This is a genomic window from Vineibacter terrae (genome assembly GCF_008039615.1).
Taxonomy (GTDB): domain Bacteria; phylum Pseudomonadota; class Alphaproteobacteria; order Reyranellales; family Reyranellaceae; genus Vineibacter; species Vineibacter terrae.
In genome coordinates, this window is sequence record NZ_VDUZ01000013.1 from 15,102 (window position 1) to 34,375 (window position 19,274).

Consider the following 19,274-nt stretch of genomic DNA (forward strand, 5'->3'; position numbering starts at 1 on the left):
GTCAGAGCCCGTCATTTGACCACCTATTCAGGCGCAAGCCGGCGAAGCCGCGGGCACCTCTGCTGTCCCGCTTGGGGGCGAATCCACGGGCCTCAAGGGTATGGACGAACCGCTTTTGGCTGCCGGTCGGCTCCCCGGTGCGCTCGGTCCAGCCCTTCCAGGAAGCAAACATCTCGGACGACTGCGCCCAACCGTTCGGGTCGATGGTGCACGCCTCGTCCAGCCACAAGGCGATGGAGTCCTCGGCCGCGAGGTATTCCTCCGTGGCCGCGACGACGGTGGCGGGTGCCTTCAGACCATCGCGCTGCCAGGTGCGGCAGCCGTCGACCATCCACCGCATGATGGCGGGCCATTCCGCCTTCAACTTCTCTGGCAGCTCAGGATCCCGGCTTTCGGGCGGGATGGTTACGGTGAATGGCAGCAGGTGCAGTCGTCGGCGCATCGCCTCGTCTACACCCCGCAGGCTGGGGCGATGGTTGCCGACAATGAGCAGCTTGAACTGTGGCACGTACTCGAAGAAGTCCTGCCGCATGTACCGCGCCTTGATGCGATCGCCCCCCGTCAGGGATTTGATGCGGGCCTCGTTCCAGCGGCGGCCGTCGTCGATTTCGGAGGCCACGACCAGGCGGGCGCCGCGCAGGTCGGCCAGCTCGGTCGGGTGCCGCTCGATACGCGAGGCGAGGAAGACGTCGGCCGGTGCCGTCGTGGCGTAGTCGCCCAGGATGCCGGCAACTGTGTTGACCAGGACGGATTTCCCGTTGGCACCGGTACCCCAGCCGAAGAACAGCGCGTGGGCGGACGTATCGCCCGTCAGGGCATAGCCGAGCATGCATTGCAGGAAGCCGATCAGAGCCGGGTCGTTGCTGGTGATCTCGGCAAGGAAGCGCAGCCATCGTGCGGGGCTGGTGCCCTCGGTGAGGGGCGTGGTAGCCGCAACCTTGGTGCAGTAGGCGAGCGGATCACTGGGCCGTAGGCGGCCGGTGCGCAGATCGACCAGCCCGCCAGGGGTATTGATCGTCCAAAGATCGGAATCCCATTGGTCGGCGCTGGCGACGAGACGCCTGTCCGATCGCGCCATGCGCTCGACGCCGGCCACCGTGGCAGCTGAGGCCATCTTTCTCGCTCGGGACGACTCGCTGTCCTGCTTGGGCGCGAATTCCCGACAGACGCCGCGCACGAGGTCATAGACCTCGGTCGTTCGGTCCTGCTGCCAGCGGCAGCCATCCCAACGCAGCCAACCCATCTGACCGTCGTGGCGCAATTCGCCTGCATGGCGTCCTGCGAACTCGAGCGCCAACCAGTCTTCGGAACCGGTTGGCGATCGACGCTGCTGCTCGGCGAAGACTGCTTGGGTCGCGGCATTCGCCCATGCCTCATCGGCCATGCTGGAGGCATCAGGCGGCATGACTCACCGCCTCGGCCATCGCCGCGAAGTCTTTGACGCCTGCCGGCGCGACAATGGCGGCGGCCCGCCCAGCATCACGCCATCTCGCCGCTGCGGCCTCGGCAGCATCGCGGCCCGGCGCATCAGCGTCTCGGAACAGCGTCAGCGCTTCAATGCCGCCCAGGACCGGGAACGTGCGCATGCTGCCGGTCGACATGCACGCCCATATCGGCCGCCAGCCGCTGTTGATGATGGCGAGGCCGTCCTCGATGCCCTCGGACAACCCCAGACCGAGCGTCACGTCTTCGTCTGGCGTCAGCTTCACAACGGCACCGGCGGACCGGCCCAGCATCATCTTCGCGGGCTGGACGTCGGCCTTGCCGCTGCCATCGGGGCGCAGGTAGGTGCGATGCACCCCAGTCGGCTCGTTCGTGATGGCGTCTCGCATCAGGGCGACCATCGCCGGCAGACGGTCGCGCCCGCGCGGGCATTGCGTGTGGAACCGAATGTCTACGCAGTCGGGCGGTAGCCTGCCGAGGCCTCGGCTCCGTAGGTAGGCTTGGACGACGTGCAGGGGCCCGTGCGCCTCGCCGAAGATTTGGACACCGCGGGCGATGGCCTCGCTGCGATCATCCCATAGCGTGGACCGTTGTGCGTCGGCCGTGCGTTGCTCTGCCTCGTCGAGCTGATTGCGGCGTCGCAGCTCGGCGAGGATGTCGATTGGGTCGCAACCGGCGAAGCAGCGCACCAACAGAGCGGACTCGCCGTCCGATAGCATCAGGGACGGACTGCGGTCGTCGTGCGAGACGCAGCGGACCATGCCGTATCGGCCATGCCAGCGGCCACCAAGCGCGGCGGTGATCGTATGGGCGGTGCTCATGCGCCGCCCTCCAGCCACTCGCGGTGGTGCGCGGCTCGCAGCCTCTCCTCTAGGTCGGGTTCGCCGGCGTGCGTGAACTGATGGAGGCCCAGGTGACTCGCCTCATCTTCGCGTCCATCGATCAAGCAGTTGAGCTCGCGCCGAGTCAGCTCGGGCCACGGGTCGCTCAACCCCAGCGCGGCGGCGATAATCGGCACGACCGCCTCGACGGCGTGGTGCTTCCGGTTTATCAGGTCGACGATGAAGCCGAGCCGATCGTAGGCTTCGTCGGGATCATTTTCGGCGGCGATGTGATCATCGACGGCGCGCTCCAGGCTGGCCTTGGTGGAGTCGGGTCTGGCGTGGTCGTCGCCGCTGCCGAACCGGCGTTCGAATGCCTGCCGTAGGTGCGTTGTCGTCATCTGGTCGTCGAGACGCAGTACATCATCTAATTGGGCGACGAGATCCTCGGCGCGCTGAGCGGGCGTGCTCGGTTCGCTTGGTGTGGGTGGCGGTGATGGCGTTGCGGTCGCCGGGTCGAAGATCGGACAGGGCGGCCCGGTCCACGGTCCGCGCTTCGCCGCCTGGTCGTCGGGTGTCAGTAGACCATACGTCTTGCTCAGGGCGCGCAGCGCCTCCCTGACGGTCGAATGCGAAACACGTTTCGCTTTTTCGGCGTCGAGGCCGGCCAACGCCATGTAGTTCTGCGCGGTCCTGGGCGTGAAGGCGCAGTTGGCCTTAATCCAGCTGAGCCACTTGCCGTGTGGCACCTGTGCCTTGGCTTGGCGCAGCAGCGCGCCGGCGCGAAAGGCGTGGTCGATGCCGGTCTGGATTGCCCGCTCACTCTCGGCGTGCGCTTCGTTGATCAGGTCGGGGAGATCGTCGAGCAGGACGGCCTCGGCCCGGGCCTGCACGACGGGTAGGCGGGCCGCCTCGATGATCCCGGTATTGGACATCGAGGTAGCCCTACTTCGCCAGCCTATCGACGAGGTCCATGGCGTCCTGCAGGCCTTCGATCACCTCAGCCAGCAGCGCCGGCGGGACGGTGACGCCCTTGGACGTCGGCACGATCTCGCCGGCCGCGGTCGTGATGTGGAGCCTGATGTCGATGAACTCGCGACCCTTGTAGCTGCGCTGCGCGATGCGGATGCGCTCGCCGCGCCTCTCGTTCTTGACGATATCGGCCAGGACGACGTCGGCAGGGTCAGTCGGTTGCGTCTCGCGACGCTGAGAGGTAGAAGGCATCGTTATTTTCCGTTGCTGAGATGACTTCGCCCGCTCCGGGGTTTTCCTCGGGCGGGCGTTTCTTTGAGGGGATGCTTTGCGCCGGCATCGCGCGAGAAGAGGTCAGGATCGGCGCGCCGGCCATGCCCTCCCGGGACAGCAGGAGAGGTGCGTAGAGCCTGTTGCCGGCCCGGATCTGGGCGGGGGTCGGACGGCGAGTCCGCGGCATCAGGCGGCCCGTTTGCTGGCCAACCACGTCAGGAGGTCATCGCGCATGATGAGGCGACGCTTACCCAGTTTCAGGCTGGCGAGCTCGCCATGCTTCAGCGCGAGATAGATGTAGGAGCGACCAATGCCCGTCGCCTCGACCGCTTCCTCAACGGAATAGCTGATCTTGACGGGGAGGGCAGGGGCCGCGGCGGTGGCGGTGTTCTGCATTCTGTCGTCCATGAGTTCGTGGTGGACGACAGACCATCTATGCCAGTCGATGCCCGGCAAACAGACCCAAAATTTCGGAGCGGGCCTTTACACCGGTGCAAGACTCACGTGCTGGTTTTTACCCCGGTCAGTCGGCCGGGTCGTCCTTTGCGCTTCGGCGGTTTCACCTTCTTCGCCTTGCCCCTGTCCGCCTCGCCCCTCTCGCCGACGATCCGGTTCCGAATGTCGTGTGCGTTCAGATCGTCGATCCAAGCACCCGTGAAGCCGAGGTCGTGTTCCTGGCCGTCCTCGGTTCTGACCAGAAGGCGTTGGGCGAACGCAGGCGGAACCTGCCAAGCCTCATCAATCGAGAGAAGGGCCTCTCCCGCGCGCCGGCGCTTCGGCACGATGGTAGACGCCTGGTGTAGCAGGTAGTACGCGGTGGCGAAAAACTCCGAGAGGCCGGCTGGCGTAAGGAGTTCCACGCCGACATCCTCGAGGATGTACCAAGCTGCCCACAGGTGGCTGACAGATTTGTACCTGGGCCAAAGGTGCTTCTTGATGTTCTGCTTTCCACCCCCCACTACCCGGTTTCTACGGCACCATTCTGCGATGCCGTCGATGGCTCGTGTGAGAGACGCCTCTGGCTGCGTCTCCGGCTGCTGCCAGCGCGAGACGACCCATCGGAGGATGTAGCCGCTCGCGATATGAGCAAGCCAGTCGCGGTCTAGCATGCGGCGGACGATCAGCCGCCAGTCCTCTCGGCCGTCGAAGCTGAGTGCCACGTCGGGATCTACCGTCAGTGGGACGCCGGCTTCGCGGAGGCCCTGCACGATGCTGAGCGACTGATCGGCAAAGATGGCATGGTTGAGCCGGATGATGTCTTCGTATTGCTCGACGCCGGGGGAGCACATGACGGACAGCGTGTAGATGAAATCTCGCTGGGCCAGGACGTTGTTTGCGATCGCGGACAGCTTGTCCAGATCCTCCTCGCCGTTCAGCTCAGCGATGGCGACTTCGGGGATCTCGAGCAGCGCATCATTGTCGAAGTGAGCTGACGGAAGATCGAGCAGCGGCATCAGCTGACCTCCTGCGGCGAGCGACCGTCGGCAATATCTCGTACCTTGCGATCGACTTTCAGCCCAAACCGCGGCGCACCCTTGCGGATGGCATCGCGGATGTAAGAGGGGGCGAGGTGGCCATAGTGCTTCTCGACCATGCGGGTGTCGCTGTGACCGAGGTTCTTGGCGACGACGAGCAACGGGACGCCGTTCATCACGGCGTGCGATGCCCAGGTGTGACGCAGGCCATGGAACGAAATCCGTGGCGTGATTTTCGCGGCCTTGCATGCCGCACGCATCGGTCGGGCCTGATGCGCCGTGCGCCAAGCCGTGCCGTCGGCGTGCGCGAACAGCAGCACCGGATCATCATCGTCAAGGGGTGGTCCTTGGTTATGCCCGCGCCGGTCGGCTTGCTCGGCTTCCCGCTTCGCCAGCTCGGCCGCCCTGACCATTGCCGTCCGTTTGAAGAACGCCGCGCCTTCCGCGGTGAGTTCGATGTGGCGGGCCTTCCCGCTCTTGCTCTCTCGGATCAGCAGCGTCTCAGAGTCGGGGTTGAAGTCCTCGACCAACAACCGGCCCAGCTCGCCGTAGCGCGCGCCGCTCAACAGCGCCGCCGTGATTAGTGAGCGGAAATCCGGCGCGGCCGCGTTGATGAGACGCTGGGATTCCGCGAGCGACAGGTATCGGACCCGGGCGGCGTCAACGCTTTCGAAGGGCTTCACCCGACGCCATTCGACGTCCGAGGTGACGTGCCCCTCCTTGAACTGGTGGTTCAAGGCCGCCTTCAGCACGGTTAGCACGCGGTTCGCGGTTGATCGGCGCCGGCGTTTGGCCTCGTCGCTGTCATCGGCCGCGCGGTGCCGCTGGTCCTGGCCCGGCTTCGTGCGGAGGCGGGCAGAGGCCTTCGCGAGATCCCGATGCCACTTTCGGATCGCCTTCGTCGTGAGCGCGGCGATCTCGGTGTCGCCCAGCGCCGGCAGGATGAATGCCTCCGCCTTGTAGCGGGTATCCCGCGCCGATTTTCGGTTGTCCTCGAGGAAAGCAAGATATTCCTCGACCGCCGCGCGCACCGTGAGGGGCCCGGCTGGCGTCTGTGTCGCCTTGGCTGCCTCGGTGTGCCGGCGCCGCGCCTCATCCTGGGCCTGCTTGAACGACAGTACCGCTGCACCGTCGGCGTTGGCGAAATCGTCGGCCACGCCGATGCGCTCGACGGTATAGGCCTGCTGGCCGGCGTACCGACGGACCACCCAGGCGCCGGCGACCTGCTGGCCGCGCCTGCCCTTGGCCTTGCGGTAGCCGAGGTGCAGGCCAGGCTCGATGGCGCGGTAGTAGGGCTTGCCCCGAGGTTTCAGCCGCTCCCGCGCCGCCCTGCTATCCAACGAGGCATCCTTGATCGTGCGTGCCATTGGCCGTTCTTCCCGGGGGCGGTGTCCAATCGTGTCGAACAGGGACCGCGCGCCGATGCGCTGTGCAGGGCTGCAACTGTCCGTGTCCAACACCGTGTCCAATATACGCACCCGGATTGCCCCGGACAAGGACGGATGAAAAGCGGCGTAAATGCTGGATTTATGGGACGTTCGCGGATGCCAGCGGACGGCAGATTAGCCCTCTCACGGCTGAAACAGGGGTTCGAATCCCCTAGGGGGCGCCAGACGCCAGGACCACCGCAGAACGTCGCGTTTCTGCGGTTTTTTCATGCCCGGCAGAAGCCGCGTTTGATGGCTGGGACGGGCTGGGCTGGGCGCAACGAGCCAGGCCCATTACAGCGGCATAGCTTCCCGGTGAGACGCGCCAGTAAAGCGCTGTGACGACAGCGATGCTCGACAAGTGCAGCACCCAGCCGGCCACGAAGCTTCCCGTCAGGTCGTGCAGGGCGGCGACGATCCACGGCGGCATCGCCGCGATCAGGAAACCGCCGCCCTGCATGAGGGCGGACAGCGCGCCCGCCTGGGCCGGATCGCGCAGGTGGTCGAGGGCGACGACCATGGAAAGGGAAAAGCAGCCCCCCAGCCCCGCACCGAGCAGAGCCATCCAGAGGATGGGCGCAGCCTCGGGCTTCAGCACGAGGGCGACGAAGCCTATCGCCTGCATGGCGAGCGTAAGCCACAGCCATAGCCGGCGATCCTGTCGCCTGCCGGCCAGCACCGGCAGCAACAAGGCCGCGCCCGCCTGACACGCCGCCATGATCGCCAGCAGGCTGCCGCTCGCGGCGGCGCTCCAGCCGAGGTCCTGATAGTACGGCGCCAGCCAGGCAACGACGGTCGAGTAGCCGCCATTGACGAGGCCGAAGCACGCCATCAGCAGCCACGTTCGCGGCCGCCCGAGGAAGGTGGTCGCGGTGTTTCCGTCTATCCGCGGCTCTACGTCCTGCGGCAGGCTGCGCGCGACCAGCCAAAGGGCGAGCACGGCTGGCAACGCCATCCAGGCGAGACCGGCATGCCAATCGTCGGCGGCCGCGGCAATCAGCGGCGCTGCCTGCGCGCCAAGCGCGCCGCCGCCCATCAGCATGGCCGAATAGAGCCCCATGACCGCGCCGACATGGAGGGGAAAATGCCGCTTGATGATGCCCGGAAGGACGGCCTGCACGATCGCCGCACCGAGCCCGAGCAGTGCCGCCGTGCCCACCATCTGCAAGCCGGACGTGGCGAACAGGCGCAGGAATGACGCAAGGCCGAGGACGGCAACCGCCGTCACGACCGACCGACGCGCGCCGATGCGGACCTGCAATGACGGGCCGGCGAAGGCAAGGACGCCCGTCAACAGCATCGGCACGAGAGTCAGCAGTGCGATGCCTTGCAGGTCGAGGCCGGTCTGTGCGCCGATATCCGCTGCGAGCGGCCCGACACCCGTGATGAAGGGCCTCAGATTGAGCCCCACAAGGGCGATGGCCAGGAGCAGCAGGCCGCGACCGGTTGTCGTTGTCGCCTCGCGTTCCATTGCCTATCGCCGCCCGCCGCGGTTCTTGGCCCACTGCTCATAGAGATCCGCACGACCTTCCGGCCGCACGGGCACATAGCTGATGGCCATGGATTGGTCGGCAAAGGGCTTGGCAAGGTCTTCATAGATTGCGGCCGATGACAGCCCGAAGGGAGCGCCATCGTCATTGGAATAGGCGTAGGCGACCCTCGTCACACCGGACAGCCGCATCGCCGCCAGGCACATCGGGCAGGGATGGCCGCTGGCATAGACGGCGCAACCGCTGAGGTCGGGCGATCCGAGCTTGCGGCTGGCGGCGCGGATCGCCGTCATTTCAGCATGGGCGGTCGGGTCGTGGGTGGCGTGAATCTCGTTCACGCCTGTTGCGACCACCTCGCCATTCCTGACCACCACCGCGCCGAACGGGCGGCCACCGTCGCCGATATTGGCGCGCGCCAGCTCGATGGCTTCGTTCAGGAATCTCGTCGTGTCATGCATAGGCTTTCCTTTCGATCGCTGCCGACGACCCCTTCAGCGCGCATCGGCGGCGGTGAGCAGCTTTTCAATCGCCCTGTAGCCGCGCATGCGAGCGTGCTGGAGCGGCGTTGCGCCCTTGCCATCCGCCAGGTTGACATCGGCCCCGGCCTTGACGAGCAGATCGACGATCCGCTGGTGCGGCTCACCGCCATTGCCGAGGATGATCGCCTCCAGAAGGGCCGTCCAACCGAGCTTGTTGACATGGTCGACGTCGACGCCTGCCTCGATGAGCGTGCGCACGGTCTCGACATGGCCGCGCTCCGAAGCGGGTATGAGAGCCGTGCCGCCATAGCGGTTGGTGCTCTTGAGATCGGCACCGCGCGCCAGGGTCATCTTCAGGATTTCGAGGTGCCCGCGTGCCCCGGCATGGAGGTAGGGGCTGTCCTCGATCTTGTCCTTGGCGTTGACGTCGGCGCCGGCGTCGATCAGCGCCTTGGCCGCTTCGATCCTGTTGCCGTGGATCGCGACCAGAAGCGCAGTCGCTCCATTCCGATCGCGGGCATCAATCTCCACGTCCTCCGCCAGAAGCTTCTTGATGGTGGCGACATCATTGTCTCCTGCCGCCGCATGCAATGGGGATCCACTCATGATTTCTCCTGCTGCAACGAGAGGGGCAGCCGCCAGTGGCAGGGAAGCGACACTTGCAAGGACCCAACGGCGAAGCATTTGCTGTTTCCTGTCATGACGTTTGCCGGAGGCAGGATGGCCACGGCGTTCAGATAGGGATGGGAAGTCTCATTTTGAAATTAAATAATATGATAAAATACATTATGAATCTGAATGACTATCGAGTCCGTTCCGATCCCGGGCGGGAAAAACATGTTCGACCCACGCCTGCTTCGTGCCTTCACGGCGATCGTCGATGCGGGGAGCTTCACGCTCGCGGCGGAACGTCTGAACATGACGCAGTCCACCATCAGCCAGCAGCTCGCCCGGCTCGAAGAGGCGGCTGGATCGACGTTGGTCGACCGCGCTGCGCGGCCGGTCGAGCCGACGACGGCCGGCGAGCGGTTTCTGGGCTACGCCCGACGGATCCTGACCCTTCAGCAGGAGGCGAAATCCGCCCTTGGTGACCCGGCTGGAACGGCCTCCATCCGTATCGGCATTCCCGAGGATATCGTCAGCGCCGCGATGGCGAAGGTGTTCGGCGATTTCGCGCAGCGTCACCGCGAGATCAGGCTGGACGTCACGGCGGGGCTAAGCCGTGATCTGACCAGACGCTATCGCGCCGGCGAATTCGACATCGCGATCGTCAAGGAGCCGGAGGCCGGCCCCGATTGCCGGGCAACGTTCCCTGAAGCCATGGCGTGGTTCGGCAGCGCCGGCGCGCGAGGCGAGTGGCCCAATCCGATTCCGCTGGTCGCGTTTCCGCCGGGAGGCCTTTACCGCGAAGCGATGTTCGAGCGCATCGAGCGCGAGCAGCTTCGCTGGTATATCGCCTTCGCGGGCAGCAGCCTTCACAACGTGCTGGTCGCGGTGGAGGCCGGGCTCGGCCTGTCCCTTCTGCCCAGGAGCGCGACGGCCGGATACCGCGTTCGCCAATATATGCCTTTCGGCACGGAGCCTCCGATGGCCGTCTCCATCTACGCCTGGGAAAGCGTCGGGCCTGCCTCAGAACTGGTCGAGCGGATGGGGACGATCCTTGCCGCAAGATGCGCTCGTACAGGTAAGTAACAAGGGTTACCGCATGCGTTTCGATTGTGTTTGGACGCTGCCGATGGCTGGTTGAGCTTCCGTTGACCGGTTTGGGCGTGTTTGTCAGAGTTCCCTGGGGAGCGATGCAGGGAACGGCAGACGACCGTATCCCCTCGCATCCCAGGGGGAACCAGCTGATGTGCCAGCAATGCGAACTGCAGGGTCTTCGTTTCTCTCGGCGTCGGATGCTTGGAGGCAGTGCGGCTCTCGGCGGGGCAATGGGGATCGCGGCGATCTCGTCGGTCGCTGCCTGGGGCAAGGACGTCGGCGCTGCCCCCAATGCAATTGCGCCTGACGAGGCCTGGAAGCGTCTTCTCGACGGCAATACCCGTTACGTGGCCAACAATCCCACCAACAAGGATTTTTCCGCCGGACGCGCGGCAAGGGCACAGGCGCAGTTCCCGATCGCCGGCATCGTGAGCTGCGCCGATTCTCGCGTCGCACCTGAGCTCGTGTTCGATCAAGGCCCCGGTGAGGTGTTCATCGTTCGTGTGGCCGGCAACTTCGTCAACGACGACGGGCTTGCGAGCCTCGAATATGGCGTCAAGTTTCTTGGTATTCCTCTGCTGGTCGTGCTTGGGCATTCCGGCTGCGGCGCCGTCGACGCCACGATAAAGGTCATCAAGGACAAGGCGGCATTGCCCGGCCATCTGCCCGCGCTTGTCGCGGCGCTGAAGCCGGGGGTCGAGGCCGCCATCGCGAAGAAGCCGGGCGATCTCCTTCCAGAAGCGATTGCGGAGAATGTCCGCCACAACGTCAAGCGCCTCATGACGGCGCGGCCGGTCATCTCTGCTCTGGTCGCGTCGGGAAAGGTCAAGGTTGTCGGCGGCGTTTACGACATCGCCACCGGCAAGGTGAACCTCATCTGAGGAATCGTCGATGCGGTCCGGCATGCGGACCGCGGTCGCGAATGCCGGGTGCACCGGATGCGGCGGGCCGACTACTGTTCGGCGATCCGTGAACGGGATTGCGCGGAACAGTGGGAGGTTGCGATGACAGGAGTTCTTTTCGAACAGGTCGGCGGTGTTGCCGTGCTCACCCTCAATGAGCCGGAATCGTCGAACGCCTTGAGCAAGACCATCAAGGACGGCCTGGTGCGGCATCTGGAGCAGGCCGCGTCGACGCCCGATATCCGCAGCATCCTGATCACCGGCACCGGCCGGGCATTCTGTGCCGGCGGCGATATCCGCAGCTTTGACGACCGCACGCCCGTGGCCGTGCGCGGCCGGCTGCTCGATACCCAGAGCCTTGTGGGCTATCTCACCGGCGAGAAGCCGGTGGTGATGGCCGTGAACGGCGCTGCCGCCGGTGCCGGCTTCGGGCTGGCGATGCTGGGCGATGTCATTCTCGTCGCCGCCGAGGCACGCTTCGTGCCGGCGTTTCCGCGCATCGGCGCCGTGCCCGACCTCGGCCTCGCCTACACCTTGCCCCGCGCCGTCGGTCTGTCGCGGGCCAAGGATATCCTGCTGCGCAACCGCGAGGTGTCATCGACCGAGGCGGTCGCGATCGGCCTGGCGCACGAGCGCATCGAAGGCGGTCGGCTGATGGAGGAGGCGCTCGCCGTTGCCAAAGGCCTGGCCGAGGGGGCGACCGTGGCGCTGGGCATGAGCAAGGCGCTGATGCAGGGCTCCTTCGACATGTCGGCCAAGCAGTTCTTCCAGGCCGAGGCCGCAGCACAGGCGCTGGCGTTCTCGAGCCAGGATTTCGGCGAGGGCGTGGCGGCTTTCCGCGGCAAGCGGCGGCCGAACTTCGCCGGCCGATAGGGCCGTTGAGCCGCCGGCGCGGCTGGTCGCCGCGCCGCGCCGGGCGTGTCTTCAATGCGTGGTGGTGGCTTGCGCGTGCGGCGGATGCCGCGCGTCGCCGCGGCGATTCTGTGGCCGGACATACATGATCAGCGCTTCCGGGTGCTCCGTCTTGGCCTTCAAGGCGGCGATGAGGGCGTCCTCGGCATCGACCAAGAAATGGTCCGCCTTGCCTTTGCGCTTGAGCCCCACGGTGAACTTCATGGCCGTGATCCCTGCAATAGGGGGCATGGGAGCAGCGCATTGCGATCGCATGGCGACCCGGTCCAGCCCAGGTTGACGGCATACGCAGCATAGCATCTCCGGTGGCGGCGCGCTAAGCCAGTTCGGCCCCGATATGCTCGGCCAGGTGGCGCACCGCATGGACATTGCGGCGTGTGGCATTGCGTCGGTCGTCCGGCACATGCGTCTCGATCGAGGCCATCACCTCGCGGGATCGTGTGCCCGCCAGCAGCACCGGCAGAAGGCGCGCGAAGTCGACATCGCCGTGCCCGATGGTCACGATCTTGCCGGTCGCTGCGCTGCGGTCCTTCAGATGGACATGATCGGTGCGCGGGGCCACGGCGCGCAGGTCGTCGACGGTCGGCGGGGCGCCGTGGGCATAGGCGTTGCAGATGTCCACCAGCGGCCGCACCCGGCGGTGCGAGAAGGTGCGCAGCACGGCGTCGAGGTCCGCGACGGTGGCGACGTTGCACACTGGCTCGTTCTCCATCTGCAGGTCGACACCATATTCGTCGGCCAGGGCGCAGAGCTTGCCCAGCGGCGGCGCGAGATCCGCCGGCGCGTAGTGCGGATAGGCCAGCCAGCTGAAGATGCGCAGCCGCGTCGCGCCCAGCATCAGGGCGATATCGAAGGCATGCTGGATCGGGTCCGGCGCGGGGCAGGATGCAGGGTCGAAGGCGAAATCGACCTTCGCGGTTGTCGCCGCCTTGCCCGGGGCCGGCCATTTCAGCACCGGCGAGACGAAGGTCGGCACCGTGATCCGGGCCTTGTGGATCCGCGTCGCGATCGCGGCGACCTCGTCCAGCGTCATGCCCAGCAGGTTGCGGCCGTCCAGCGTGCGCATCTCGAGGCGCCTCACACCTGTTTCGGCGCAGAACGACAGCATCTCGTCCAGCGTCGGTCCGATCTCGTCACCGATAACCGACAGCAGCAGGCGCGGCATGATCGTGGGCGTGGTCATGGGGCATAGCCCTCGTGCGGCCAGATGCGCGAACGCCAACTCTAGACGGTAATCTTCGCCGCTGTCACGCATGCCAGCTAGGCAGAGGACGGGGTGGAGGCGCTGCGGCCGTGCGTGTGTACTTGCGGCCAAATTGGCGTCGCGCGGGAGGACAGCAGGCGATGACGTGGTATCCCAAACGTCGGTTCGGCGACTTGCCGGAGCAGATCGCGGCGCGCTTTCCGGACGCCGAAGCGCTGGTGTTCAACGAAGCGCGCTACAGCTTCAGCGCGGTCGCCGCGCGGATCGATGACGCGGCCAAGCGGCTGATGGGGGCGGGTGTCGGCCCGGGCGACCACGTTGCGCTGTGGCTGAACAACTGCGCTGACTGGATCTTCATCGCCTTCGGCATCCTGAAGATCGGTGCCGTGCTGGTGCCGATCAACACCCGGTTCCGGGCCCGCGACCTGGCCTATGTGCTGAAGCAATCGGACAGCAGCGTGCTCGTGACCCATGACCGCTCGGGGCCCATCGACTACCTGGCCATGGTCGGCGAGGCGGTCAGCCTGTCGCAAAGCGGCGATGAGGTCCGCGATGCTGCCTATCCGGCGCTGCGCCGGGTGATCGTGCTGGGGCAGGCGCCACATGCCGGGACGACGGACTGGGCGTCGCTCGCCGCGGCGGCGGCACGTATCTCCGATGGCAATCTCGCGGCCCGGGCGCAGGCCGTCGATCCCGATGCGACGGCGTTCATCATGTACACGTCGGGAACCACAGGCTTCCCCAAGGGGGTGGTGCATACGCACCGGCTGATCCGCAACGTCGAGGAACGCGCCTTCCGGATGGCGATCACCCATAACGACGTGATCCTGAACTACCTGCCGCTGTTCCATGCCTTCAGCTTGTCGGAGGGGCCCTGGATGTCGATGATCACCGGCGCCCGGCAGATCGTCACGCGCACCTTCGATCCCGACGAGAGCCTCGATCTGATCGAACGCGAGCGCGTGAGCATCATCCATGGCTTCGAAGCGCACATGAAGGGGCTGACCGAAGCGCAGGAGGCGCGGCCGCGCAACCTGTCGACCCTGCGCACCGGGATATTCGCGGCCGGCTCGTTGGGCGCCACGCCCGTCACCCGCCGCGGCGCCCGGGTGCTGGCGCCGCTCAAGAACCTGCCCGGCTTCGGCATGACCGAGACATGGCTGGGCGCCGCCCTCGGCGCCCTCGACGACGACGAGGCACATCGCTGCGAGACGTCCGGCTTCCCCGCGCTGGGCTATGAGCTGCGCGTGGTCGACGGCTTCACCGGCGCCACGATGCCCGTTGGGGTGCCCGGCGAGCTGCAGATCCGTGGCTACAGCGTGATGCGGGAATACTACAAGAAACCGGCGGAGACCGCGGCCGCCTTTGCCGAGGACGGCTGGCTGCGCACCGGCGATACGGCGGTGTGGCTCGCCGACGGCTATATCCGGTTCCTGGGCCGCTACAAGGACATGCTGAAGGTGGGCGGCGAGAACGTCGATCCGATGGAAACCGAGGCCCTGCTGCTCGAGCACCCGGCCATTCACCAGGTCGCCGTTGTCGGCCTGCCTGACGAGCGGCTGAGCGAGGTGCCGGTGGCCTATGTCCAGTGCGCGCCCGAAAGCGCGATCGATGCGGACGGCGTGATCGCCTTCTGCCGCGGCAAGCTGGCGAGCTTCAAGGTGCCGCGGCATGTGGTCTTCCTCGACGCTTTCCCGATGACTGAATCGGGCAAGATACGGAAGACCGAGCTGCGCGAGGATGCGAAACGGCGTTTGGCAACAAGGGAGACAGCATCATGAAGTTCGGGGTCACGATCGCACCGCGGGTATCGGATTGGCGTCTGTTCGTCGACCTCGAGGAGATGGGCTATGACTGCGCCTGGGCAGCCGACTCGCAGATGATCTATTCGGATGCCTATGCCGTGCTGGCGCTGGCGGCGGCGAACACGTCCCGCATCCGGCTGGGGACGGGCGTGTCCGTCGCGCCGACCCGCCTGGCGCCGGTGACCGCGCATTCGATCGCCACCATCAACCAGCTGGCGCCCGGGCGCACGTTCCTCGGGATCGGGACCGGCCACACCGCGATGCGCGTGATGGGCAAGGACCCGATGAAGGCGGGCGCGTTCCGGGACTATCTCCGGGTTCTGCGCGCCCTGCTGCACGGCGAGGAGGTCGACTACCCGCTCGGCGGCGAAAGCCATGACATCCGGTTCCTGCATCCCAAGGACGGTTTCATCAACGTCGCCGAGCCGGTGCCGATCTATGTCGCGGCCGACGGGCCGCTGGCGCTGAAGGCGGCCGGCGCGTACGGCGATGGCCGGGTCTGCTCGCATAACCAGACCCGCGCCCGCCTGCAGAAGAGCATGGAAACGATGCAGGCCGGCGCGGCGGCGGTCGGACGCACCCTGCCGGCCGATTTCTACACCGCATCCCTGGGCTATGCCTGCGTGCTCGAGCCCGGCGAGAAGATCACGTCGGACCGCGTCATCGATGAGATCGGCCCGATGGCCGCGGCATCACTCCACTACTGGTGGGAACTCTATCAGATGACCGGGGACACCAGCACTGTCGCTGGGCGCTGCCGCAATCTCTGGGCGGAGTATCTCGACTTCACCGAGAAGATGGAGCTGCCGCCGAACAAGCGTTTCCAACAGGTCCATCTCGGCCACTGCGCCTTCCTGCCGCCCGAGGAGCGCCGCTTCATCACCGAAGACCTCATCCGTTCCACCGGCGGCCTGGTCGGCACGCCCGATGAGATCATCGACATGCTGCGCGAAAGGGAGGCGATGGGCCTGAGCGAGATCACGCTTCTGCCGGCGATGGCCACGGCGCGGCGCAATCTGAAGGACTTCGCCGACAAGGTGATCGCCCGGTACTGACCTGTGGCCTGCAGCTGTCCGGCACACCTGCACGTCGACGCATTCCCTAGGTGCGGAGCACGAGCCAGAGCCCAGCGACGTAGATCGCCGACACGGCGATCTGCGCGATGGCGATCGGTGCGCCGACCCTGAGGAAACGCCCGAAACTGATCGGTGTCCCATGTCGGGCGCTGATGCCGGAGGCCACGATGTTCGCCGTCGCGCCGATCAAGGTTGCATTGCCGCCCAGTGTGGCGCCGAACATCATGGCTACGAAAACCGGCAGCGCCTGCGGCGGCCAATCCGAGAAGGCGCTGCCCATGGCTTCTTCCGGGACCATGTCGATGCCGACGAAGTAGCCCTTGGTGACGACGACCAGCGCGAGCACGACCGGCGTGTTGGCAAGCAGGCTCGACGCCAGTCCGACACCCGTCAGCAGTGCCAAGGCGGCAGCCAGCAGGTTGTCGCCGAAGATGCGCTCCATGGCAGCCGTTACCGCGGTGAGGGCCCCCGTTTTCACCAGCGACTGCACCATCAACAGCATGCAGAAGATGAAGATCAGCGTCCGCCAGTCGACATCGGAAAGCACCTTCTCGACCGGCTCGATGCGCCACCGGTAGAGGGCGAGAAGCGCCAGTGTCGCGGCGAGGATCGCGACGGCGGGTGCACCTTGGCGGACAGGAAGGGATTCACCGCACACGAACAGGATGACCATCAGCGCCAGGACAGCCACGGTGGCGGCAACGAAGCCGGGGTGGCGCAGTCGGACGCCTTCCGGTTCAGCCGAGGGACTGCGTTGCGTCGCCCAGACCTCGCGCAGCAGCCATGGCATCAGCAACACGACGCACAGAACCGCCAGCAGGCCGCCAAGGCTGACGTAGCGGAGGTAGCCGCCGAAGCTCAGGTGGATCGAGCTGCCGACGATATAGGTCGCAGGATCCCCGACGAGCGTCAGCAGCCCCGCGGCGTTGCTGATCGTCACGAACGCGATCAGCAGCGGCACAAAGTCGATATCGAGCGTCCGCGCTGCGCCGATCAGGACCGGCGCCATCAGAAGGACCACCGTGGCATTGGGCAGAACGGCGCAGAGGGGCGTCACCAGGATCACAAGACCCAGCGCCAGACGTTTGCCGCTGCCGCGGGAAAAGCGCACGAGCCGGATGCCGAGCAGCTCGAAGAGACCGGTGGGCACCAGGACCCGGGCCACCACCATGCCGCCGAACAGCAACGCGAGCGTGCCGCCTCCCGACTCCATTGCCTTGAGGATGTCAGGACCGGTGAGGACACCGATGCCGGCGAAAATGATCACGCCAAGCATCGCGGCGACGACAAGGTCGAGCAGATCGAGGGCGATGACCAGGATCACGACGGCGAACACGACGACCACGACCGCAAGCTGCAGGTCGGCAGGCAATGTCATATGGGTCCCCCCAAGGGCCGCGGCATGTCTTACGGCTCGGCTACGGGCCCGGAGGTCTCGAGCCCGGGCGGAACCTTGATCCAGCGGTAGCCGCGTGCGCCCAGATCATAGCCGATCTTGAAGAGCTCATTCATGTAGGCCTTGTCGAAAGGCTCTTTCAACGGAGTCTTGAACGTCGCGGGAATGAAGGCGAGATTGAAGTCCACCTTGTCCCGCCGTGATGTCACGTAGATCCGGTACAGATCGCCGACGCCCTGATTCTGGATCAGGGCGGCGATGGAGCGTCCTGCGATGCTCAACGCGCGGCGGTCGACCTGCTCCCAGTCTGCGTCGAGACGGGCGTTGCGAATGACGTAGATGCGCCGCCCACGGACCACGCCGCGGGCCTTCGCCTCGTCGCCCAGGCCGAACAGAGGTGGGTATGCGAAGACTTGGGCGCTGGCGCCACCATCGACGTGCATCTCCTGATACCGTCGTCCACCTGCCTCGACGTCAAACATGATCGGCGGGAACACACCGGGTATGGCAGCCGATGCGACCAGAATGTCTTGAATGAGGTTCAGGGCTCGCGGATGGCCGCTGGCCGCGATCTTCCCGATGTTCCAGATGACGCCGCGTCGTCCATCCAGATTCGTTGTCCCGATCAGCAGAAGTCTTCCCTTGGCATTTTCCGCCGCGATGTCCTGCATCATTTCGGCATTCATGAATTTCTGCACCAGCCGCTTCAGAGGCGTCGTATCGGAAAGCGCGTCGTCCAGCAGGGCCGCCAGCAACCATCGGCGTTCGAGGATGTCCTTGCTGGTGACCTCGGTGTAGATCCACCGCAACTTGTCGTCGTATCTGGGCCCCAGGAACGCGAACGGCGCGGTCAGCGCGCCTGTGCTCACGCCGGTGACGAGCTTGAATTCGGGGCGTGCGCCGCTGGCCGTCCATCCCAGCAGCAGCCCGGCGCCAAATGCACCATCTTCGCCGCCACCGGAAATCGCCAGGAACTGCGTCGGCGGCAGCTGCCCATGGCCTCCAGCAGATTTCAGCTGCGCCTTCTCTCGCTGAATGGACTCGAACGCATCGTGCAGCAGCAAGGCGCTGTGCTCGCGTGCAAAATACCGCACGCCCGGCATGCCCGGAACTTCAGCTTCAATCTGGAGCTCCTTGGGAACCGCTGCCTGCCTCACCGGGGTCGAGCATGCCGACAGCAGCAGCATGCAAGCGACAAGCAGGAGGGAAGGGGGCCGAACCGTACGATGCGTTCGCCGTGGTGTCTTCCCCATGACCTCGTTCTTTGTGCTTGATGCTACGATCGCTGCACTTGAAGCGGCCGTCCGCTAGTGCCGAGGTCCCCAACTGATCACCAGCTCAGGTACAATCCGACGTCGCCCGGCACGCCGCCCGGGAAGTTGAGAATCTCCGCCCGTACCTTGTATCCGGCAGGACGCAGCTCCTTGACGAAGTACTCATAAGCGCGTTTGGCGAAGCCATCGAGCGACTCGGGCCAGTCTGCTTCCGAGTTGTTGATGCGACGGCCGCGATCGGTCGTCCAGCTTGACGGAAAGCTGACCACCAGGATCTCCCGTTGACCCGCCTCGGCGGCCCGGCGGACCGCGGCGGAAACACGCGCGTTTACTTCGGGGTGTATTTCGCGCTGGAAGAACGCATCGTGTAGCTTTTGCCTCTCCGTCTCTCTCTTCTGGTCGAGGTCGAACGCTTCACGAGCTTTTTTCGCCTCGATATCGTCCGCGATCCGCTTGAGCTCGGCCGGTGATACCAGATCACTCATCAAGGTTCCTCCATGTCTCGAACGCCCGTCCGTGTGGGAACGTTCAAACTGGGAACAGCCATGCGCCTCATGAAATAAGCCCTGAAGTGCGAGTATAGCATGGCCGTCGGATACCGCTACGCCGGGGACGCCGATTCGG

At 65.7% G+C, this 19,274-nt stretch carries 20 protein-coding genes and 1 tRNA gene; 6 read left to right on the forward strand and 15 right to left on the reverse strand.

The annotated features are described in order from the left end of the window. Position 1: 1 nt before the first annotated feature. The 7 genes from FHP25_RS13365 to FHP25_RS13395 form a co-directional block, all read right to left on the reverse strand. Positions 2 to 1,405 carry a phage/plasmid primase, P4 family gene (locus FHP25_RS13365; protein ID WP_147847436.1) on the reverse strand — a complete coding sequence of 468 codons (1,404 nt, stop codon included), beginning with the start codon at positions 1,403 to 1,405 and terminating at the stop codon, positions 2 to 4. Beyond that, a complete protein-coding gene (locus FHP25_RS13370; protein ID WP_147847437.1) occupies positions 1,395 to 2,264 on the reverse strand; it encodes a DUF7146 domain-containing protein in 870 nt (289 codons plus the stop codon). The genes FHP25_RS13365 and FHP25_RS13370 overlap by 11 nt, the downstream gene beginning before the upstream one ends. Continuing rightward, positions 2,261 to 3,199 (reverse strand): DUF3102 domain-containing protein, encoded by a 939-nt coding sequence (locus FHP25_RS13375; RefSeq protein WP_147847438.1) that lies wholly within the window; start codon positions 3,197 to 3,199, stop codon positions 2,261 to 2,263. The genes FHP25_RS13370 and FHP25_RS13375 overlap by 4 nt, the downstream gene beginning before the upstream one ends. A gap of 10 nt (positions 3,200 to 3,209) precedes the next feature. Further along, positions 3,210 to 3,488 (reverse strand): transcriptional coactivator p15/PC4 family protein, encoded by a 279-nt coding sequence (locus FHP25_RS13380; RefSeq protein WP_147847439.1) that lies wholly within the window; start codon positions 3,486 to 3,488, stop codon positions 3,210 to 3,212. 207 nt (positions 3,489 to 3,695) lie between these two features. Continuing rightward, positions 3,696 to 3,905: an excisionase family DNA-binding protein gene (locus tag FHP25_RS13385; RefSeq protein ID WP_147847547.1), complete on the reverse strand. Its 210-nt coding sequence runs from the start codon at positions 3,903 to 3,905 to the stop codon at positions 3,696 to 3,698. A 104-nt stretch (positions 3,906 to 4,009) separates the two neighbouring features. Beyond that, on the reverse strand, positions 4,010 to 4,963 hold the full coding sequence (locus FHP25_RS13390; protein ID WP_147847440.1) for a hypothetical protein: 954 nt from the start codon (positions 4,961 to 4,963) through the stop codon (positions 4,010 to 4,012). Then, positions 4,963 to 6,351 (reverse strand): tyrosine-type recombinase/integrase, encoded by a 1,389-nt coding sequence (locus FHP25_RS13395; RefSeq protein WP_147847441.1) that lies wholly within the window; start codon positions 6,349 to 6,351, stop codon positions 4,963 to 4,965. Before FHP25_RS13395 ends, FHP25_RS13390 begins: the two co-directional genes overlap by 1 nt. Positions 6,352 to 6,528: 177 nt before the next feature. Between FHP25_RS13395 and FHP25_RS13400 the strand changes: the two genes are divergently transcribed. Continuing rightward, positions 6,529 to 6,596, forward strand: a tRNA-Glu gene (locus tag FHP25_RS13400). Here FHP25_RS13400 and FHP25_RS13405 read toward each other — a convergent pair. From FHP25_RS13405 to FHP25_RS13415, 3 genes are read right to left on the reverse strand one after another with little or no spacing between them, the layout of a single operon-like run. Beyond that, entirely contained in the window at positions 6,584 to 7,882 is a 1,299-nt protein-coding gene (locus tag FHP25_RS13405) for a cyanate transporter (RefSeq protein ID WP_147847442.1), read from the reverse strand. The genes FHP25_RS13400 and FHP25_RS13405 overlap by 13 nt on opposite strands. Before the next feature lie 3 nt (positions 7,883 to 7,885). Continuing rightward, positions 7,886 to 8,359, reverse strand: a complete 474-nt coding sequence (locus tag FHP25_RS13410) for a nucleoside deaminase (RefSeq protein ID WP_147847443.1) — start codon at positions 8,357 to 8,359, stop codon at positions 7,886 to 7,888. A 33-nt stretch (positions 8,360 to 8,392) separates the two neighbouring features. After that, positions 8,393 to 9,064: an ankyrin repeat domain-containing protein gene (locus FHP25_RS13415; protein ID WP_147847444.1), complete on the reverse strand. Its 672-nt coding sequence runs from the start codon at positions 9,062 to 9,064 to the stop codon at positions 8,393 to 8,395. 114 nt (positions 9,065 to 9,178) lie between these two features. Here FHP25_RS13415 and FHP25_RS13420 point away from each other — a divergent pair, with 114 nt between their 5' ends. From FHP25_RS13420 to FHP25_RS13430, 3 genes are all read left to right on the forward strand, one after another. Continuing rightward, a complete protein-coding gene (locus FHP25_RS13420; RefSeq protein WP_218578364.1) occupies positions 9,179 to 10,072 on the forward strand; it encodes a LysR family transcriptional regulator in 894 nt (297 codons plus the stop codon). 158 nt (positions 10,073 to 10,230) lie between these two features. After that, entirely contained in the window at positions 10,231 to 10,962 is a 732-nt protein-coding gene (locus tag FHP25_RS13425; RefSeq protein WP_147847549.1) for a carbonic anhydrase, read from the forward strand. Positions 10,963 to 11,085: 123 nt separating this feature from the next. Continuing rightward, on the forward strand, positions 11,086 to 11,856 hold the full coding sequence (locus FHP25_RS13430; RefSeq protein ID WP_147847445.1) for an enoyl-CoA hydratase/isomerase family protein: 771 nt from the start codon (positions 11,086 to 11,088) through the stop codon (positions 11,854 to 11,856). 51 nt (positions 11,857 to 11,907) lie between these two features. On the opposite strand, the gene FHP25_RS13435 is transcribed toward FHP25_RS13430, so the two are convergent. Together FHP25_RS13435 and FHP25_RS13440 are read right to left on the reverse strand one after the other, a co-directional pair. Continuing rightward, the gene (locus FHP25_RS13435) at positions 11,908 to 12,099 is read right to left on the reverse strand and encodes a hypothetical protein (RefSeq protein WP_147847446.1); all 192 of its coding nucleotides are present in this window, start codon (positions 12,097 to 12,099) and stop codon (positions 11,908 to 11,910) included. Positions 12,100 to 12,211: 112 nt separating this feature from the next. Beyond that, a complete protein-coding gene (locus tag FHP25_RS13440; RefSeq protein ID WP_178133506.1) occupies positions 12,212 to 13,078 on the reverse strand; it encodes a sugar phosphate isomerase/epimerase family protein in 867 nt (288 codons plus the stop codon). A 110-nt stretch (positions 13,079 to 13,188) separates the two neighbouring features. Between FHP25_RS13440 and FHP25_RS13445 the strand changes: the two genes are divergently transcribed. Both FHP25_RS13445 and FHP25_RS13450 read left to right on the forward strand, forming a co-directional pair. After that, the gene (locus tag FHP25_RS13445; protein WP_147847448.1) at positions 13,189 to 14,880 is read left to right on the forward strand and encodes a class I adenylate-forming enzyme family protein; all 1,692 of its coding nucleotides are present in this window, start codon (positions 13,189 to 13,191) and stop codon (positions 14,878 to 14,880) included. Continuing rightward, positions 14,877 to 15,959 carry an LLM class flavin-dependent oxidoreductase gene (locus FHP25_RS13450; protein WP_147847449.1) on the forward strand — a complete coding sequence of 361 codons (1,083 nt, stop codon included), beginning with the start codon at positions 14,877 to 14,879 and terminating at the stop codon, positions 15,957 to 15,959. Before FHP25_RS13445 ends, FHP25_RS13450 begins: the two co-directional genes overlap by 4 nt. A 46-nt stretch (positions 15,960 to 16,005) precedes the next feature. Here FHP25_RS13450 and FHP25_RS13455 read toward each other — a convergent pair whose 3' ends face one another. From FHP25_RS13455 to FHP25_RS13465, 3 genes are all read right to left on the reverse strand, one after another. Further along, on the reverse strand, positions 16,006 to 17,358 hold the full coding sequence (locus tag FHP25_RS13455) for an ArsB/NhaD family transporter (protein ID WP_147847450.1): 1,353 nt from the start codon (positions 17,356 to 17,358) through the stop codon (positions 16,006 to 16,008). 29 nt (positions 17,359 to 17,387) lie between these two features. Continuing rightward, positions 17,388 to 18,563: a patatin-like phospholipase family protein gene (locus tag FHP25_RS13460; protein ID WP_147847451.1), complete on the reverse strand. Its 1,176-nt coding sequence runs from the start codon at positions 18,561 to 18,563 to the stop codon at positions 17,388 to 17,390. Positions 18,564 to 18,706: 143 nt separating this feature from the next. Next, positions 18,707 to 19,135: a hypothetical protein gene (locus tag FHP25_RS13465; protein WP_147847452.1), complete on the reverse strand. Its 429-nt coding sequence runs from the start codon at positions 19,133 to 19,135 to the stop codon at positions 18,707 to 18,709. Between the last annotated feature and the right edge of the window lie 139 nt (positions 19,136 to 19,274).

Excerpts from the sequence above, each read along its gene's own strand:
- FHP25_RS13365 (WP_147847436.1), bottom strand. The coding sequence starts at position 1,405 with ATGCCGCCTGATGCCTCCAGCATGGCCGATGAGGCATGGGCGAATGCC.
- FHP25_RS13370 (WP_147847437.1), bottom strand. The coding sequence starts at position 2,264 with ATGAGCACCGCCCATACGATCACCGCCGCGCTTGGTGGCCGCTGGCAT.
- FHP25_RS13375 (WP_147847438.1), bottom strand. The coding sequence starts at position 3,199 with ATGTCCAATACCGGGATCATCGAGGCGGCCCGCCTACCCGTCGTGCAG.
- FHP25_RS13380 (WP_147847439.1), bottom strand. The coding sequence starts at position 3,488 with ATGCCTTCTACCTCTCAGCGTCGCGAGACGCAACCGACTGACCCTGCC.
- FHP25_RS13385 (WP_147847547.1), bottom strand. The coding sequence starts at position 3,905 with ATGCAGAACACCGCCACCGCCGCGGCCCCTGCCCTCCCCGTCAAGATC.
- FHP25_RS13390 (WP_147847440.1), bottom strand. The coding sequence starts at position 4,963 with ATGCCGCTGCTCGATCTTCCGTCAGCTCACTTCGACAATGATGCGCTG.
- FHP25_RS13395 (WP_147847441.1), bottom strand. The coding sequence starts at position 6,351 with ATGGCACGCACGATCAAGGATGCCTCGTTGGATAGCAGGGCGGCGCGG.
- FHP25_RS13405 (WP_147847442.1), bottom strand. The coding sequence starts at position 7,882 with ATGGAACGCGAGGCGACAACGACAACCGGTCGCGGCCTGCTGCTCCTG.
- FHP25_RS13410 (WP_147847443.1), bottom strand. The coding sequence starts at position 8,359 with ATGCATGACACGACGAGATTCCTGAACGAAGCCATCGAGCTGGCGCGC.
- FHP25_RS13415 (WP_147847444.1), bottom strand. The coding sequence starts at position 9,064 with ATGCTTCGCCGTTGGGTCCTTGCAAGTGTCGCTTCCCTGCCACTGGCG.
- FHP25_RS13420 (WP_218578364.1), top strand. The coding sequence starts at position 9,179 with ATGACTATCGAGTCCGTTCCGATCCCGGGCGGGAAAAACATGTTCGAC.
- FHP25_RS13425 (WP_147847549.1), top strand. The coding sequence starts at position 10,231 with ATGTGCCAGCAATGCGAACTGCAGGGTCTTCGTTTCTCTCGGCGTCGG.
- FHP25_RS13430 (WP_147847445.1), top strand. The coding sequence starts at position 11,086 with ATGACAGGAGTTCTTTTCGAACAGGTCGGCGGTGTTGCCGTGCTCACC.
- FHP25_RS13435 (WP_147847446.1), bottom strand. The coding sequence starts at position 12,099 with ATGAAGTTCACCGTGGGGCTCAAGCGCAAAGGCAAGGCGGACCATTTC.
- FHP25_RS13440 (WP_178133506.1), bottom strand. The coding sequence starts at position 13,078 with ATGACCACGCCCACGATCATGCCGCGCCTGCTGCTGTCGGTTATCGGT.
- FHP25_RS13450 (WP_147847449.1), top strand. The coding sequence starts at position 14,877 with ATGAAGTTCGGGGTCACGATCGCACCGCGGGTATCGGATTGGCGTCTG.
- FHP25_RS13455 (WP_147847450.1), bottom strand. The coding sequence starts at position 17,358 with ATGACATTGCCTGCCGACCTGCAGCTTGCGGTCGTGGTCGTCGTGTTC.
- FHP25_RS13460 (WP_147847451.1), bottom strand. The coding sequence starts at position 18,563 with ATGCTGCTGCTGTCGGCATGCTCGACCCCGGTGAGGCAGGCAGCGGTT.
- FHP25_RS13465 (WP_147847452.1), bottom strand. The coding sequence starts at position 19,135 with ATGAGTGATCTGGTATCACCGGCCGAGCTCAAGCGGATCGCGGACGAT.